Origin of the sequence: Staphylococcus ureilyticus, assembly GCF_002902235.1 — a bacterium.
GTDB classification, from domain to species: domain Bacteria; phylum Bacillota; class Bacilli; order Staphylococcales; family Staphylococcaceae; genus Staphylococcus; species Staphylococcus ureilyticus.
Genome location: NZ_PPRL01000007.1, coordinates 19,881 through 36,324, shown reverse-complemented (window position 1 = coordinate 36,324; position 16,444 = coordinate 19,881). Strand labels below are relative to the sequence as shown.

At 32.0% G+C, this 16,444-nt stretch carries 16 protein-coding genes; 13 read left to right on the top strand and 3 right to left on the bottom strand.

The window, feature by feature from the left end; genetic code table 11:
* The 7 genes from CD150_RS01010 to CD150_RS00980 form a co-directional block, all read left to right on the top strand.
* The coding region (locus CD150_RS01010) for an accessory Sec system protein Asp2 (RefSeq protein ID WP_169926872.1) at positions 1–535 on the top strand (535 nt) is incomplete at its 5' end.
* Between the two features lie 190 nt (positions 536–725).
* On the top strand, positions 726–1,430 hold the full coding sequence (locus CD150_RS01005; RefSeq protein WP_073343587.1) for a CoA transferase subunit A: 705 nt from the start codon (positions 726–728) through the stop codon (positions 1,428–1,430).
* Complete coding sequence (locus CD150_RS01000) at positions 1,423–2,073, top strand: 3-oxoacid CoA-transferase subunit B (RefSeq protein ID WP_073343583.1); 651 nt, start codon at positions 1,423–1,425, stop codon at positions 2,071–2,073. Before CD150_RS01005 ends, CD150_RS01000 begins: the two co-directional genes overlap by 8 nt.
* 147 nt (positions 2,074–2,220) lie before the next feature.
* The gene (locus CD150_RS00995; protein ID WP_073343580.1) at positions 2,221–2,631 is read left to right on the top strand and encodes a hypothetical protein; all 411 of its coding nucleotides are present in this window, start codon (positions 2,221–2,223) and stop codon (positions 2,629–2,631) included.
* Between the two features lie 9 nt (positions 2,632–2,640).
* A complete protein-coding gene (locus tag CD150_RS00990) occupies positions 2,641–3,606 on the top strand; it encodes an ornithine cyclodeaminase family protein (RefSeq protein WP_073343577.1) in 966 nt (321 codons plus the stop codon).
* A 491-nt stretch (positions 3,607–4,097) separates the two neighbouring features.
* Positions 4,098–5,039, top strand: coding sequence for an NAD-dependent epimerase/dehydratase family protein (locus tag CD150_RS00985; protein ID WP_103161256.1), 942 nt, complete (start codon positions 4,098–4,100; stop codon positions 5,037–5,039).
* Between the two features lie 11 nt (positions 5,040–5,050).
* On the top strand, positions 5,051–7,567 hold the full coding sequence (locus tag CD150_RS00980; RefSeq protein WP_073343570.1) for a glycosyltransferase: 2,517 nt from the start codon (positions 5,051–5,053) through the stop codon (positions 7,565–7,567).
* 155 nt (positions 7,568–7,722) lie between these two features.
* Here CD150_RS00980 and CD150_RS00975 read toward each other — a convergent pair whose 3' ends face one another.
* Complete coding sequence (locus CD150_RS00975) at positions 7,723–8,790, bottom strand: acyltransferase family protein (RefSeq protein ID WP_073343568.1); 1,068 nt, start codon at positions 8,788–8,790, stop codon at positions 7,723–7,725.
* A gap of 229 nt (positions 8,791–9,019) precedes the next feature.
* On the opposite strand from CD150_RS00975, the gene CD150_RS00970 reads away from it, so the two are divergent.
* Positions 9,020–9,862, top strand: a complete 843-nt coding sequence (locus CD150_RS00970; RefSeq protein WP_073343565.1) for a sialate O-acetylesterase — start codon at positions 9,020–9,022, stop codon at positions 9,860–9,862.
* A gap of 128 nt (positions 9,863–9,990) precedes the next feature.
* Here the strand turns inward: CD150_RS00970 and CD150_RS00965 are convergent, their stop codons facing one another.
* On the bottom strand, positions 9,991–10,296 hold the full coding sequence (locus CD150_RS00965) for a monooxygenase (RefSeq protein ID WP_040029905.1): 306 nt from the start codon (positions 10,294–10,296) through the stop codon (positions 9,991–9,993).
* A gap of 271 nt (positions 10,297–10,567) precedes the next feature.
* On the opposite strand from CD150_RS00965, the gene isaB reads away from it, so the two are divergent.
* From isaB to cidR, 3 genes are all read left to right on the top strand, one after another.
* Entirely contained in the window at positions 10,568–11,155 is a 588-nt protein-coding gene (isaB, locus tag CD150_RS00960; protein ID WP_073343561.1) for an immunodominant staphylococcal antigen IsaB family protein, read from the top strand.
* 375 nt (positions 11,156–11,530) lie between these two features.
* Positions 11,531–12,379 carry a class A beta-lactamase gene (gene bla / locus CD150_RS00955; protein ID WP_225792144.1) on the top strand — a complete coding sequence of 283 codons (849 nt, stop codon included), beginning with the start codon at positions 11,531–11,533 and terminating at the stop codon, positions 12,377–12,379.
* A 42-nt stretch (positions 12,380–12,421) separates the two neighbouring features.
* Positions 12,422–13,297 carry a cidABC operon transcriptional activator CidR gene (gene cidR / locus CD150_RS00950; RefSeq protein WP_073343555.1) on the top strand — a complete coding sequence of 292 codons (876 nt, stop codon included), beginning with the start codon at positions 12,422–12,424 and terminating at the stop codon, positions 13,295–13,297.
* Positions 13,298–13,740: 443 nt separating this feature from the next.
* Here the strand turns inward: cidR and CD150_RS00945 are convergent, their stop codons facing one another.
* Entirely contained in the window at positions 13,741–14,685 is a 945-nt protein-coding gene (locus CD150_RS00945) for a LacI family DNA-binding transcriptional regulator (RefSeq protein ID WP_103161254.1), read from the bottom strand.
* Positions 14,686–14,830: 145 nt separating this feature from the next.
* Here CD150_RS00945 and eda point away from each other — a divergent pair, with 145 nt between their 5' ends.
* Positions 14,831–15,448, top strand: a complete 618-nt coding sequence (eda, locus tag CD150_RS00940; RefSeq protein ID WP_103161253.1) for a bifunctional 4-hydroxy-2-oxoglutarate aldolase/2-dehydro-3-deoxy-phosphogluconate aldolase — start codon at positions 14,831–14,833, stop codon at positions 15,446–15,448.
* Positions 15,449–15,450: 2 nt separating this feature from the next.
* Positions 15,451–16,422: a sugar kinase gene (locus CD150_RS00935; protein WP_073343549.1), complete on the top strand. Its 972-nt coding sequence runs from the start codon at positions 15,451–15,453 to the stop codon at positions 16,420–16,422.
* Positions 16,423–16,444: the final 22 nt, after the last annotated feature.

Below are 16,444 nucleotides of genomic sequence, written 5' to 3'. Positions count from 1 at the left end.
CGTATATACCATGAGAATAATGGATTTAAATGTCTCACATGGATCGCACTATATCAGTACATCTAATTTTCCAGATTATGAAAAGAATATACAACTTTCAATTTTAAATTTAATTGAAAAATTGAACATAAAAAAAGAAAATGTTGTTCTTTATGGAGTGTCTAAAGGAGGGACAGGTGCACTTTATCATGGAGCAGCACTCGATTTGAAGACATTAGCTGTTGATCCAATTGTAAATATTGGTGGAGACCTAGAACAAAATGATAGAAGGTTTATGAAAGGACTAAGGCAGGAAGATTTAGTGCCGACAATTAATACAAACTTAAAAAAAAGTAATCACTTTGAAAAACATATTATTTGTTGTGAAAACGTAAAATTATATTACAATCAAACAAATCGAATAGAGGAAAAACTTGTAAATAAAATACGTATGATAGATAACCATATTGTCAATCATCCTGATGTTTCAAGAAATAGTGTTCCTGAACAGTTGATGTTATTAAATAAAATGTTACTTAATAAAAAATTCGATTAATTATAAAAGCAAGTTTCATATTTGAAACTTGCTTTTTTGTAATTTTATTGAAAACAAACTTTAAATATAAAGAAAAAATTTATAGAGATTATGAAAACGGCAACATGAAATAAAAGACTTCGCAAAAAATTTCAAGTATAATTGTTTTTAATACTAGGTATTAATTTTAAAAAAGAAGTGAGGTTATAACATGTCTAAAGTCATTCAAGACATACACACAGCATTTGAGCATTTAGAAAATGGCATGACAGTACTTGCCGGTGGTTTCGGGCTATGCGGGATACCAGAGCATGCCATTGAAGCGATTCGTACAAAAGGTACAAAAGGATTAACCGTAGTGAGTAATAACTGTGGTGTAGATGATTTTGGATTGGGCCGTTTACTTGAGAAAAAACAAATAGATAAAATGGTTAGCTCGTATGTGGGTGAAAATAAAACATTTGAGCAACAACTGATCAATGGTGAGTTAGCTGTAACACTAACACCTCAAGGTACGTTGGCTGAAAAACTACGTGCAGGCGGTGCAGGTATTCCAGCATTTTACACAAAAACAGGTGTGGGTACTTTGATTGCTGAAGGTAAAGAATCACGAGAATTTGACGGTGAAACGTACATTATGGAACGTGCCATTACAGGCGATTTTGGTATTGTGAAGGCTCAAAAGGCGGATACATTTGGTAATTTAGTATTTGAAAAAACAGCGCGTAATTTTAATCCTTTATGTGCTATGGCCGCCAAGACTACTGTCGTTGAAGTAGAAGAAATTGTTGAATTAGGTGAAATTGACCCAGATGATGTACATCTGTCAGGTGTATATGTGGATTATATCTATCTAGGAAAACATTTTGAAAAACGCATAGAAAAACGTACAGTGAAGGAGGTACAACATGGATAAACAAACACAACGTAAGAAGATTATTCAGCGTGCAGCACAAGAAATTCGTAGTGATATGGTAATAAATTTAGGTATTGGTATGCCAACACTTGTAGCAAATGAGATGAATGATCATGTGGAAAATGTCTTTTTCCAATCTGAAAATGGTTTGCTTGGTATTGGCCCATATCCTACTGAAGATGAAGTGGATCCAGATTTGATTAATGCAGGTAAAGAAACGGTTACTGCTGCTAAAGGGGCTTCCTATTTCGATAATGCAGAATCATTTGCGATGATACGCGGCGGGCATATTGATTTAGCAATTCTTGGTGGTATGGAAGTTTCGGAAACAGGTGATTTAGCAAACTACATGATTCCTGGCAAGCTCGTAAAAGGTATGGGTGGTGCGATGGATTTGGTGGTTGGAGCTCAAAAAGTGGTCGTTATCATGGACCATATGAATAAACACGGTGAATCTAAGATAAAATCAAAATGTGAGTTGCCTTTAACAGGCGCAAGTGTTGTTAATACGTTAATCACAGATTTAGCTGTTTTTAAATTTGAAGATAAAGTTATGAAATTGGTTGAACTTCAAGAAGGTGCCACACTTGAACAGGTACAAACCCATACAGATGCTTATTTTATAAATTGCTTGAATCATTAGCTGTTTTTCCACATATTGTACGGTGTATTCATAGGTAGATCATTATCTATTTTTAAAAGATTAGCTCTTAGTCAAACTTAAAATTCCGAGTAAGTATGTTATTGTAACAATAGAGATTGAATTAATGACAAAGGTTCGGAGTTTGATATGAAGAAAAATGCAGAACTGAAAAGTATTGTAATCGGTATTATATTTGCAGCGGCTGCAGATGTGGTTCCTAACGCCATATTTCATAAAATCTTGTTGTTAATCGGTATTTTAGCATTTATTTATATGTTGATTACACATTTAAAGTTTACGTTATATCATATTAAAATAGAAGATAATCAGCAACAAACATGGTTTAGTGTGAAAACGGATTATTGGTTGCTGTTTATTAAAAATATGTTGGCCATAACACTATTATTAGCGATATATTGTGTGTCTGTGTATGTCGATAATCATATGGCTTGGATTATCATCCCTTTACTTGTCGTTGGATTTATAGGAATAATCTTATTTGAAAATAAATTTGAAAAGAAGAGTAACATTTTAGAGTCAGAAAATGTAAAAGAATAGAGGTGGCTTATGAAATTTATTGATGCACATGAACAAGCTGAATTATTAAACATGGAAGAAGTCGTTGAAGCGGTAGCCGAATCTTTACAGGCCTATTCTGAAGGTAAGACTGATACCCCTTTACGTTATGTACTTCCTTTTAATGAAGACAATCGTTATCTAGTTATGCCGGCTTTATCTGATGAATTGAAAGTTGTGGGGCTTAAAACAGTAACAATGGCCCCTAATAATACAAAGATAGGTAAAAATACCATTGTTGGTTCTGTGATATTATCAGATTATGAAACTGGTGAAACATTAGCTGTATTAGAAGGTTCTTACTTAACCAAAATTCGTACAGGCGCAATTTCTGGCGTAGCTACAAAATACCTTGCTCGTGAAAATGCAGAAACATTATGTGTCATAGGGACAGGCGATCAAGCACAAGGATTAATTGAAGCTGTATTAGCTGTTAGAGATATCAAACATATTCAACTGTATAATAGAACTCACCGTAAAGCAGTGACATTTGCAGAAACGATTCAACAGCAATATCAATCCGTAGATGTGACAGTGATGGAAGATGTTGATGATGCTATAGCTAATGCTGATGTTATTGTCACTGCAACCAACGCCACACAACCTGTTTTTAATAAATCGTTAGAAGCTGGGGTGCATGTGAATGCTGTGGGCTCTTTTAAACCAGATATGCAAGAGTTACCTTCACACGCTATAGCCAATGCCGATAAAGTAGTTGTAGAAGCATCGGAAGCGGCGTTAGAAGAAACAGGGGATTTAATTACCCCAATAAAAGAAGGTCTGTTTGGAGAAAAAGATTTATATGGAGAATTAGGTGAAATCGTCGGTTCTCATTTAGCTGGACGCGAAAGTGATGATGAAATTACCGTTTTTAAATCTGTAGGTGTAGCCATTGTAGATATTATTGTTGCTAATTATTTTTATCAAAAAGTACAGGAAAACAATGACGTGCAGTAATTTATATATAAGGTCGATAAAGTAAAATTTTGATAGGCTATAGTAAAATTATTAAGCGTTTCGCTGTATTGCTTTATAGTATAATGTAGGTATTATTTTATACTTTAAAGGATACTTATGGCGGAACGCTTTTTAAGATAGTTTACAAATTTAATATTTATCAAAGCATATTTTTACTAAAGATTAGTAATTTCATAGATTCAGTTATTAGCAATATTTAGGTTTAAGTATGCAGTAAAATGAATTTTTGCAAAGTGCATGGTGTTATAATTCAATTATTATTAAGTTTTTACCTCAATTTCTTTTGATTTGATCGTCAAAATTGTTAAACTTGTATTAATATAAAGAAGATGTTAATTAACTAAAATAATAATTTTAGTTTAATATTGTTGTATTTTTTATGATAAAAGTAGAGTTATATGGATTAATAGATTTTATTAATTGAATTGATGGTCAGTATATTATGACTTGAATATATAGGAGGAGAAATAATGAAAATACTAATTACAGGTGGTGCTGGATTTATCGGCTCGCACTTAGCAGAATACTTTAATAAAGCTAATGAGGTGTTTATATTAGACAATTTAAGCACAGGGCATCGTTCGAATGTCGAATTTATAGATGATGCGCATTTCATTGAAAATGATGTGATTAATACATCATTTGTGACATCCTTAGTAGAGAAAGAACAATTTGATATCGTCATTCATTTAGCAGCCGTAGTTAGTGTTGTAGAAACAATAAATGACCCTATAAAGTCTCAGTCTGTCAATATAAATGGCACATTAAATCTCTTAGAAGCCAATCGTCAATATAATCATAATTTGAAGAAATTTATTTTTGCATCATCAGCAGCCGTTTATGGTAATACCGAAGGATTACCAAAACAAGTCGAAACGTTCATTGATCCTGAATCACCTTACGCTGTGGAAAAATATGCTGGGGAACAATATACAAAAATTTACAGTACGCTATATCAACTGCCAACAACTGCTTTAAGATTCTTTAATATATATAGACCGAGACAAGATCCTCATTCACCATACTCTGGTGTATTATCTATTATAGATAATAAATTTAAAAATAACGAAACATTCACATTTTTTGGGGATGGAGAGCAAACGAGAGATTTTGTATATGTAAAGGATTTGGTGCAAGCGGTTTCAACAGTGCTCGATAATGAAGTAACGAATGGCAAAATATACAATTTAGCTACTGGTAAACAAATATCACTATTAGAAATTTTTGATAAGTTCAAAAAGGTTTATAATAAATCTATAGACTATCAGTTTGCTGAATCAAGAAGTGGGGATATTAAACATTCTTGCGCTGATATCAAAGGTTTGGAAGCGCTAGGATATAAACCACAATATGATATTATGTCAGGTTTAACTGAATATATTAATTACTCGAATACAGATAAGAAAAACTAAGAGGTGGAAGAATGATTGGTAAAACGAAAAAGTTTGTATTAAATCAGACAAAAAGAAAATTAAAATTCATTTCGGAACCATTGAAATTACAATTTAGAAGTAAATACACAAGAAATATTATGCATTATGCAAATCTATATAAAACGATTGAAGTAGATGACAAGCATATTTTGTATCAAGTTAGAGATGGACAAAGTATGACAGATAGTCCTTATGCAATATTTAAATATTTAATGAACCATCCTGATTATCAAAAATATATACATATTTGGGTCGTAGCATCTCAAAAAATGCAAAAAGCATTTTCTAAAAAATATAGTAAATATAAAAATGTAAAATTTATAGTTAAAGAAAGTGAAGACTATTTACATTATTTAACAAAGTGTAAATATCTCATCAATAATGCGACGTTTCCAACGTATTTTACGAAAAAGCCAAATCAAATATATGTTAATACTTGGCATGGTACACCTTTAAAAGCAATGGGGTTAGATATCAAACATAATTTATTAGAATCACAAAATACAATTCGTAACTTTTTAAGTTCTGACTATATTATTTCACCTAACCAACATACGACAGATATTTTTAAAAAAGCATTTAAATTAGACGGTTTAAATGATGAAGCAATTTTAGAAATTGGTTATCCTAGAATAGATGCAACGCTAAATGCACAGTCAAAAGAAGTTACGCAGAAATTAAAGCAACAAGGCATTAAATTAACAGATGCGCCGATTTTACTCTTTTCACCGACATGGCGTGGCCAAACGGTCAGTACACCAGAAGATAATATTGAAGAAATTGAAGCGCTGATTGAGTCATTAAATAAACAAACACATTATCAAGTATTATTAAAAGTGCATCCGTTTATTTATAAAAAAGCAGTAGGTAATAAAAAATTAAAAAAATACTTAGTTGAAGATACATTTGATACGAATGAATTACTCAGTATTGTTGATTTGCTTGTAACTGATTACTCAAGTATCTTTTTTGATTATTTAGTTACAGATAAACCTATTATTTTTTATACACCCGATTATAAAGCCTATGAAGAAGACAGAGGATTTTATCTTCCAGTGGATAGTCTTCCAGGTCCAAGTGTGCACTCAATTGAAGCATTGGTAGCAACTGTCCAAGAATCACAGCGCATGCTAGCACAATATAAGGGGAACTATCAAAAATATAAACAAAAATTTGTGAATTACGATGATGGACAAGTAACGGAAAGAGTTGTTAATCAAGTGTTTCATCATGATGCACCCAAAAATGGCGTTCAAAACAACAGAAAAGAGCGTATTTTAATATATCCAGGTGGTATGAAACCTAATGGTATAACAACATCGATCCTGAATTTATTAGAAAATGTTGATTATGATAGATATGATATTACGGTTTATCTTGGATTCAATAGAAATAAAGATGTGATAGATAATCTATATAGCTTAAATGACAATGTGAGGGTTATTTTAAGAAAAGGACCATTGTTGGCAAACACTTCAGAATACTATCGTAACCTATTGGTACGCAATAGAGGCATCAAATCGAAAATTGAAGAAAAAATTTATCCGGATGCATTGTATCAACGCGAATTTAGAAAAGTGTTTGGTAACTCAGCGTTTGATGTCGTTATGGATTTCAGTGGCTATGCGATGTTTTGGTCTGAAATCTTGTTAGCGAGCAAGGCTAAAAGAAAATTAATCTACTTGCACAGTGATATGAAAATGGATATGGAGCGTAAAGTGAACGGTGTGAGACCGCATTACGCTAATTTAAAAGGTGTGATGTCCTTATATCCTTATTATGATAAGCTCGTAAGTGTGTCTGAAGTGACTAAGCAGGAAAATGTTAAAAAAATAGCGAATAGAAAAACAAAAGATAAATTTAAATCATCGATGAATACCATTAACTTAGATAGAATTTATAATTTGGTGGATGAAGATAATGATATCTTTATGAAAAATGGGGAACGTGTCATTGTAAGAGAACAGGATAAGCAAATTACAAGCGTACCGTTCCATAAATCCGATTATAAAGTGATGACAATGGGAAGATTATCTCCTGAAAAAGGATTTGATAATTTGATTCAAGCGTTTAGCGGCGTGGTGGAAGCAAATCCTAACGCAAAATTATACATTTTAGGTGATGGCCCACTTAAAAATCAACTTAATCAACTAATTACGTCATTAGATTTATCAGAGCATGTATTTTTAATGGGACAAAAAAGAAATCCATTTAATATTATGAGAGATTGTGATCTATTTGTTTTACCGTCTTATTACGAAGGGCAATCAATGGTCTTATTAGAGGCGTTGACTGTTGGTATAGATATTCTGGCATCAGATATACCAGCCAATCAATATGTACTTGATTATGGCAAGTATGGAATGTTGAGTTTTAATGATGCTGAATCATTACAAACAAGCATACAACAGTTTATTAATAAGGAAACACCTGTTTATGCCAAATTTGATCCAGAATTATATAATAAAGAAGCGATTGAACAATTTTATCATTTATTAGATGACTAAAGTATCATATAACTGAGGGATGAGAAATAATGCTCATGCCCAAAATAAAGGACGCATCCATTTCATATGGATGCGTCCTTTTATATTTAAAATCCTTCGATTTAGACTGTGCTTATTTATTTGAAATGCTATGTTTATATAGCAACTTTTACACTTTAACTATGATGTTTATAATTATTGATAACCATAGGCTGTAGTGTATTTCTTCCTACAACAATTCTTATATATGGAATAAAAGATAGTATTATCGCTAATCCAATACAAAATCCAAGTGTGAAAATAGAACTTAAGATTAAAAATAGTGGTGGGAATGTAACAAATGATGCTAGCGATCTAGAAATAAAATCTACAATGATTTGGTGTGCTAAGTATATGAAAAATGATATTTCGCTTATTAAAAACACAAATACTAAATTAAACCGAGTTAAAAATTTAGATAAATAGACGATAAATACAAAACTGATTGCAGAAAATAAGACTAAGTCAAATCGATTAGACTCATTTAGATGTACGTCTAAATAAGAAAAATTAAATGCCATATAGGATAAAGCCAATAGCCAAATCAATAGAAGCCAAACTAAATGACGCTTTAAAAAATGAATAACAGTATCATAATATTTACCGAAGTAGAAACCAACAACAAAGTAAAATAGCCAATATAAAATAATGGTTCTACTGAATAAAGGATAAAAATCCCAGAATTCAAGATAAGCAGTACTGTAATACATTAAATAAGAATGTCCAAAACTAATGATAAAGGTAACGACAAGTACAAAAATAGGATTGGCTTTACTCAATAATTTATAAAATAAGCGATGTAATATATAAAACTGAAAAATAACAAGTACAAACCATCCGAAAAATTTACCTTCCACTACGATATTTAAAAAGATTTCCCAAAATGATTTATCTGAACTATCACCAAGAAATAGTCTAAAAGTGATAAATAAACCAAATATAGCATAAGGAATTAAAATAAATTTCATGCGCTTAAGTAAAAAGTTTTGCGGAATTTTAGTTGAATATCGCATACCTAATAATGTTTCGGACAAAATAATAAAGCAAGGTGTTGCAAATAATAAAATAACTTGTAAAAAACTATAAAATGATTTTTCAAATTGTGAAATGTGATAATCGTTTACTAAACCGGTTAAACAATGGACGATGACTATTGCGATACAAAATATCGCTCTAGCATAGGTGAGTTCCACTTTCCTCTCCAAAATAAAAACTCCTCTCAAAATCCATTCCATAATATGATAATTAGTATTAAAAGTAAAGTTTATATGAATTTATTTTTATAATAATTATATATAAAGCGTAACACTTTCTAATATGAAATTTGGGTAAGTTTAAGAAAAGAATGATATGCTTATATATATTTAAAATAGTCACTGAAAAATAGCTACTAGTAGTTAATTAAAAAACTAAAAAATTGAAAGGAACAACGTTATGAAATCAATCTTACTAATTGGTCAATCAAATATGGCAGGAAGAGGATTTTTAGATAGTGTAAATCCCATCATTGATGAACGTATTTTTATGCTTAGAAATGGTAGATGGCAAATGATGGAAGAACCGATACATAGCGATCGTTCTGTCGCTGGTATTGGACCAGCTGCATCGTTTGCAAAGCAATGGCTCGATGATCATCCAAATGAAACAATAGGGTTCATTCCATGTGCTGATGGAGGTACTTCTATTGAAGAATGGTCAGATGAAAGTATGCTGACGCGGCATGCTGTAAGTGAAGCGAGATTTGCTATGGAAACGTCTGAATTGATTGGTGTTTTATGGCATCAAGGTGAAAGTGATAGTCAAAATAATAAATTTCAAACATATAAAACAAAATTATCACACCTCATTGATTATTTTAGAGAAGCACTTGAATTGCCTAAACTTACTTTTGTCATTGGATTGTTAGGAACGTTTTTAGGAAAAGAAGGGTTTGGCGCTAGTGCTACAGAGTATCAAGAAATTAATAACAGTATCAAGAACGTCGCGCAGAAACAACATGATTGTTACTTTGTTACAGCAGAAGGCTTAACGGCAAATCCAGATGGTATTCATATAGATGGATTCTCACAACGCTTGTTTGGGATTAGGTATTATGATGCATTTTCAAAATCAAAGGACGTCGTCAATCCTTTAGATAATGAGAGCGAAAGAGAACAAGATTTATATAAAACTGAATTTACTAAAAATGAACAAATGTATATGCTTGTGGCTAGGTTATCTAAAAATGAAATCACGTATCAAGATTTTATCAATGAAATGTCACAAATGAATAAATAATGATCTGGAAAATTATCATGTTTAAAAATATTTATTTTTTCGTTCAATCTATGTCTAAAAAGCCTTTCAAAACACACGAGATGTGTGTACATTTGAAAGGCTTGTTGTATTTTATCATCCCAATACAGTTATGTTAATCGTCCATGTGTGATTTTAGTAAGTGCGTCATTTGTAGCAAATATTTTAGCATTTACAGTTGGGACACCCATGGATTGTAGGCGCTCACTATGCATGTTTAAATAATTTTTAGCATTTTTGTAACTATCAAATGCATAAATGCCACCCGCTTCTTTTTCATCAGCATTTTCTGTCCAAATTTTCCATAAAAAACCTGGTTCTCCATTTATAGATTTCGCTAAATCAGCGAATTGTCTGGACATTTCTTGTCCAAAAGGACCATCGATTGGAAAATCAACTTGTAAAATATAGATCATGATAAACCATCCTTTTTAAATTATTTATTATGTTTACTATACCAATTAAAAATACATTGCAGTATGGTTTTAGCTCAAGCACTTTTCTAATATGAACAATAAAATGTTTAACATAACATCAAAGCTATATCGATAAAGTATTTTCATATATAATTTGTACTAATATTCATAAAAAGTGTAATTTTACTTGAAAATAAAACGAAGAGGTGTATGATGAAAGTGAACAATTACACTTTGCATATGGAAGACTACAAATAAGGAGTGATTTATTATGCGGAAAGTTGGAAAGTTTATTTCAGCAACTGTCGTTGTATCTACACTGGTTGTCGGTTCTTCAGCAGCATATATCTCAACGAGTAGTCCAACAGCGCAAGCAGCAGAGCAAGTCCAAAAGTGGGGACACGGTGAAGGTGGCGCAAGCGGTGCAAATAGTGAAAATGGTGTTCGTTCACAAGCACAAACAACACCTTGGTATAATTACGAAGGTTATACAACATATGATCCAACTTTTACACAAGATTATAACTTCGTACGTGCTTTAAAATATGACAATGTTACGATTGATGGTTATAAAGTTGACACTAATGCCAAGAAAGAATTTGATCATTCTAAGAAAATTTATGATACAAGCGTAGAATTTAATAGTGACAATGAAGTGGTGCAACTTACTTTCTTCACAAAACCTGATTCAGTATCTAAGTCAACATTTAAGAAGGCTCATACTTCAAATGAAATCATAGGAGAAGGTAAATTAGACAATAAAGATGGCACTTATGTGAAATATGAAACAAATAATGGCTTTTATACTGCTTTCTTTGATCAAAATGATAATTTGGTGGAAATAACAATTGGTCAGTAGTTTAAATAGTATTAAAAAAGTTAAGATTCAACTCAGAGATGATTTGAAATCGCACGTTTTTGAGATTATAGAACAGTTACTTTAATTGAAATTGTATGCTTTGGCTGGGGCAAATTAAATGTCTCAGCCTATTCTGTTGTATAGTCAATAAAATAAATTATTCATTAAGAGTGAATGTAGCAGATTTTGTTGATGAAATACTTAATTGCAGTATTTTTAAATTTTAAAGTTACTGAAGTATATATTTAGTCCCAATTATTTCTACTCGTTAATGGTTAGGCGTAATAAAGATAATTGTGTTTTGTTATATTTATGATTATAGTTAAACGTAAGTATAGCGTATTGCTTTCAAATGTGAATAGGGGGATTGAAAACTTGAAAAAATTCTATTTAAGTGTTTTGTTTGGGCTTTTTTTACTCACAGTGACAGGAAAGGTCGCTGATGCAAAAAGTTTTGATCAAATAGAACAAGATAATGATACAATTGTAGGGGTTTATGGTGTCAATACAGCTAATGGCAAAGTGGTACAGCACAGATCAGGTGAACGGTTTGCATTTGCATCTACATATAAAGCAATTTCAAGTGGTATATTATTACAAAACACGCCAACGTCAGAACTAAATAAAAAAATAGTGATATCCAAAGATGACATTGTCGCTTATTCACCCGTCACTGAAAAATATATCGGCAAGCAAATGACGTTAAAAGCATTAATAAAAGCTTCTATGTTGCAGAGTGATAATACAGCTAATAATAAAGTCATCGAAGAAATAGGTGGAATTAAAGGATTTCAACAAGCACTCATACATCGTGGAGACCATATAACTAATCCACAAAGACTCGAACCAGATTTAAATTTATATGATCCACAAAGTACAGATGATACAACCACACCTAAAAGAGCTGCAACAACGTTAAATCATCTTCTACAGAGTGAAAATATGAGCAAAGCCAACCTTGAATTACTAAAGCATACAATGATTCATAATGAAACTGGAGATACGTTAATAAAAGCAGCTGTATCTAAGGATGATGTTGTAGGAGATAAAAGTGGTCAAGGTTTAACCTATGGTAGTCGAAACGATTTAGCTTTTATATATCCAAAAAAGCAAAATAAGCCAATTATTCTTGCTATTTACACGAAAAAATCAGATAAAGATGCGAAACCTGATGATAAAGTTATTCAAACAGCGGCAGAAACAGCTATTAAGTCATTAAAATAAATTCAAGTAAGCGAAACTTAGATTGGTGCAGAGGGGTTAAACATGGAAATAAAGCAAATGAAATATTTTGTAGAAGTTGTGAAAAATGGGGGGATGACACAAGCATCCGAGCATTTATATATTGCGCAATCTACAATAAGTAAAAACATTAAAAGTATTGAAGACGAATTTAATATCACTTTATTTGATAGAAGAAAAAAGCATATTATTTTAACGGATATCGGCCAGATTTTTTATGATAAATGCGTGGAAGCTTTAGCGGTGCTAGACGATTTATCATTAGAAATGGGAGATGTAACAAATCTAGAAAAAGGCCATATTAGAGTTGGTATATCAGCAATTATGAACGTGAGACTTTTTACAGAAAGTTTAAATCATTTTCATAGTAAATATCCAAAAGTGACATACGAAGTCATTGAAGGTGGAGGCAAAGCTGTAGAGACTTATTTAAATAATGATGAAATTGATGTAGGCATTACTACGTTACCTGTAGATAATGATATCTACCATGCTATCCCACTATATAATGAAAAGTTATTGCTAGTCGTAAACAAAGATGCGATGCTTGCGAAACAAGGATCAGTCTATCTAGGTGATTTGAAAAATGAACGTTTTATTATGTTTCATGATGATTACTATTTAAAAGATCAAATTATTGAAAGTTGCAGAAAAGTTGGTTTTCATCCAAAAACGGTCGCTAAAATGTCTCAAATTACTTTTATTGAAAATATGATCCGAGATGGCATCGGTGTGAGTATATTACCAGAAAGTATCGTAAATATTTTAAATGAAGACCTTGTGGGTATAGAAATTTCAGGTGCAGATGTGTCATGGAATTTGGGAGTTATTTGGAAAAAAGATAGCTATATGAATTATGTAACTCATGAATGGATTAAATTTTTAAAAGATACTAGATAATGATGCTTAATAAAGTGATTATAGTTTATGAAATATGTATTCCATAACAGAATGTTATATATTCCAACTATGTATTTTAATCATATTTCAGGGCGTAATATAATAGACATATAGAGGTAGTAAGTACTGATGATTAATAGAAGAATAAAAGTTAAAACATTTATGATAATCCCTAGCGCCAAAATATTAACTATATAAGCGTTTCATAATTTAAAGCTCATAACAAATTTATATAGAATTTAACTAATATAATAACTCTCCCCATTCATTCACTAAAATAAGGACACCCTATTCTTATTCATTATTATATTATTGAGCAATGATATTTAAAAACTAAGCTTATCTTCTAAATCAGTACAGTTTAATAAACGACCCTCTTGTCAAACATCAAACAAACATATAAACATGCCCAAACCTTAGCAATAGGTTTGGGCATGTTTATTTTAAATGTTTTTTTGTATTTTAGGATGAAGATGATAGGCCGACTCAGTTGCTTCATCTTTAATAACTTTATCTAAAGTTGCTACAATCGTTTGAGCAATTTCAGCGGTTGGAACGCCAATCGCGTTGACTGGGTAATCTAATTTTTTAATTTGAGGGATATTGTCATATGAATACAAGACGGGGTGATCTTGTGGTCCTAGTGCATTTATTGTACCGACTGTTATATCATAGCTGCCACAAATCACGCCTGGTGCAAGTGCGTGTGTTTGTAAAAATTGTTTAACGGCAGATTCCGTTTCAATTGCATTCAAACTTGTAGAATCAATGATACGATAATTTATCTTGTGTTTGTCACAATATTGAGCAATCGCTTCTTTTTTTGCGATTTGACGTGTATCATTTGTATGTATATCACCAATATAATCAATGTGATCAATGTCCTGATCGACCAATGCTTCAATTGCCATGATCATCGCTTCTGAATGGTTTACGTTTATAATCGGATAAGGGATGTCACGATCGACACCATAGGCAACGACTGGGACATTGTTATAAATTTCTGGAGATAAGTTTGTTGCGTCACCTTCATCAAAAATGACGATACCATCACAACCGAATTCAACAAATTTTTTCGAAGCGGCAGCGACATCGTCTATCGACACAAACATGACATAACCTAAATCTTTGATGGCGTGATTGATTTCTGAAATAAGGTGTGTAACCGCTACACGATCTACAGAAGGCCAGATTAATCCAATTGTGCCACTTTTCTTTGAAACAAGTGCTCTAGCAGAATGATTAGGTATATAATTCATTTCTAAAGCTTTTTGTTGAATTAAATTTTTGGTTTTTGGTTTTACGAGATGAGAATTTTTAAGTGCTTTACTAACTGTGGAATAGCTGACACCACAGGCTTCAGCAACATCTTTTAAAGTTACAGCCATAAAATTTCTCCTTGAAATTGATTGATTTAAATGCAAATTAATTATACCATAGAGATAAGCATTACAATATTTTTTTGTACAAAAATAACAACGTTGTTATTTTGAAGGGTATTGTAATTGATATCATTTTTGAGGGGTTGAAGACATGGATTCAATGAATACAATGAAAGAGATTCAACAAGGCAAACACATTGCTGTCATGCGGACTGAAGATGCAAAATCTTTTTTAGATATTGCACATACCATTATTGATAAAGGCCTACACACAATTGAGGTTACTTTAACAACGCCGAACGCTATAGAAATTATAGCTGAATTATCAAAAAGAGACGACGCATTGATTGGTGCAGGAACAGTGTTAGACAGTATTTCTGCGCGTACTGCCATTTTAAATGGTGCGAAATTTATCGTTAGCCCATCTTTTGATAAAGAAACAGCGAAAATCGCTAACTTATATGATGTGCCATATATTCCGGGCTGTATAACTGTTAAAGAAATGGTTGAATCATTACGTTATGGTTGCAAAGTCCTTAAATTATTCCCAGCGACGCAATTCACACCTAAGTCAATTAAAGATTTCAAAGGGCCATTACCACAAATTGAAATTGTGCCTACAGGTGGCGTTGGTAAAGAAAACCATAAAGCATGGTTAGATGCTGGAAGTTTTGCAGTTGGCATTGGAAGCGAAATAACAAAAATTTATCAACAAGAAGGAAAAGATGCTTTAGAAAGATATATTTCAGAAATAAAAAGTGAGGTATAACAATGACGGTCTATGGTTTTGGTGAAGTATTATTACGTTACACGCCACCAAATTATGAACAGTTGAAAGATGCCAATACGTTTAAAGTAAATGTTGGTGGTGCAGAATTGAACGCACTTGTGACATTAGCACAATTTGGACATACGACTGAAATGTTAACGGTATTACCCAATCACGCGCTAGGACATTTAGCATTACAAAAAATGTTTCAAACACGTGTAGGTACTGCTTCAGTGAAATATAATAATGGCCGAATTGGTACATATTATATGGAAGAGAGTTTCGGATTTCGTAGCGGCAAAGTGATTTATGATCGCGAACATTCAACATTTGCGAATCATGGTGAAGATGTAATGGAAGAAATTAACGCTCAAAGTGGAGATTTCTTTGTATTTACAGGTATTACGTTAGCTGTAAATACAATGATTCGTCATCAAATTGTCGATGTATTAAAGCAACTAAAGCAACAAGGCGTTAACATAGTGTTCGATATTAATTTTAGAAGTAACTTATGGTCAAAAGAAACAGCAGTACCAATAATAAAGTCAATTTTACCATTTGTCGATGTTCTATTTTTTGGAAAAAAAGATGCTACACATTTGCTTGAAACTAATGATTTAGATGATGATATACAGACATGTGCAAAAACAATTCAATCCGAATACGACATTGATTTGATGGCTTCAAGTAATAGAAATATAGAACAAAGTACATTACAAGGTATTATGCTGACAAAAGAAAAATATATTGAAGGCCAAGCATATACTTACACTGTTTTAAACAGAATCGGTGCTGGTGATGCATTTATGGCAGGTGTATTACATGGATTGAATAAAGCATGGCAACCAGAAGATACAGTAGATTTTGCAACGAAATGTTCTGTTCTACAACATACGACAAATGAAGATGCACTAAGTGTACAAGAAAGTGACGTATTTAATTTATCAACGCATTTTGGAGAACTGAAACGATAAAAATTGCAATATAAGGGGTATA

Excerpts from the sequence above, each read along its gene's own strand:
- CD150_RS01005 (WP_073343587.1), top strand. The coding sequence starts at position 726 with ATGTCTAAAGTCATTCAAGACATACACACAGCATTTGAGCATTTAGAA.
- CD150_RS01000 (WP_073343583.1), top strand. The coding sequence starts at position 1,423 with ATGGATAAACAAACACAACGTAAGAAGATTATTCAGCGTGCAGCACAA.
- CD150_RS00995 (WP_073343580.1), top strand. The coding sequence starts at position 2,221 with ATGAAGAAAAATGCAGAACTGAAAAGTATTGTAATCGGTATTATATTT.
- CD150_RS00990 (WP_073343577.1), top strand. The coding sequence starts at position 2,641 with ATGAAATTTATTGATGCACATGAACAAGCTGAATTATTAAACATGGAA.
- CD150_RS00985 (WP_103161256.1), top strand. The coding sequence starts at position 4,098 with ATGAAAATACTAATTACAGGTGGTGCTGGATTTATCGGCTCGCACTTA.
- CD150_RS00980 (WP_073343570.1), top strand. The coding sequence starts at position 5,051 with ATGATTGGTAAAACGAAAAAGTTTGTATTAAATCAGACAAAAAGAAAA.
- CD150_RS00970 (WP_073343565.1), top strand. The coding sequence starts at position 9,020 with ATGAAATCAATCTTACTAATTGGTCAATCAAATATGGCAGGAAGAGGA.
- CD150_RS00965 (WP_040029905.1), bottom strand. The coding sequence starts at position 10,296 with ATGATCTATATTTTACAAGTTGATTTTCCAATCGATGGTCCTTTTGGA.
- isaB (WP_073343561.1), top strand. The coding sequence starts at position 10,568 with ATGCGGAAAGTTGGAAAGTTTATTTCAGCAACTGTCGTTGTATCTACA.
- cidR (WP_073343555.1), top strand. The coding sequence starts at position 12,422 with ATGGAAATAAAGCAAATGAAATATTTTGTAGAAGTTGTGAAAAATGGG.
- CD150_RS00945 (WP_103161254.1), bottom strand. The coding sequence starts at position 14,685 with ATGGCTGTAACTTTAAAAGATGTTGCTGAAGCCTGTGGTGTCAGCTAT.
- eda (WP_103161253.1), top strand. The coding sequence starts at position 14,831 with ATGGATTCAATGAATACAATGAAAGAGATTCAACAAGGCAAACACATT.
- CD150_RS00935 (WP_073343549.1), top strand. The coding sequence starts at position 15,451 with ATGACGGTCTATGGTTTTGGTGAAGTATTATTACGTTACACGCCACCA.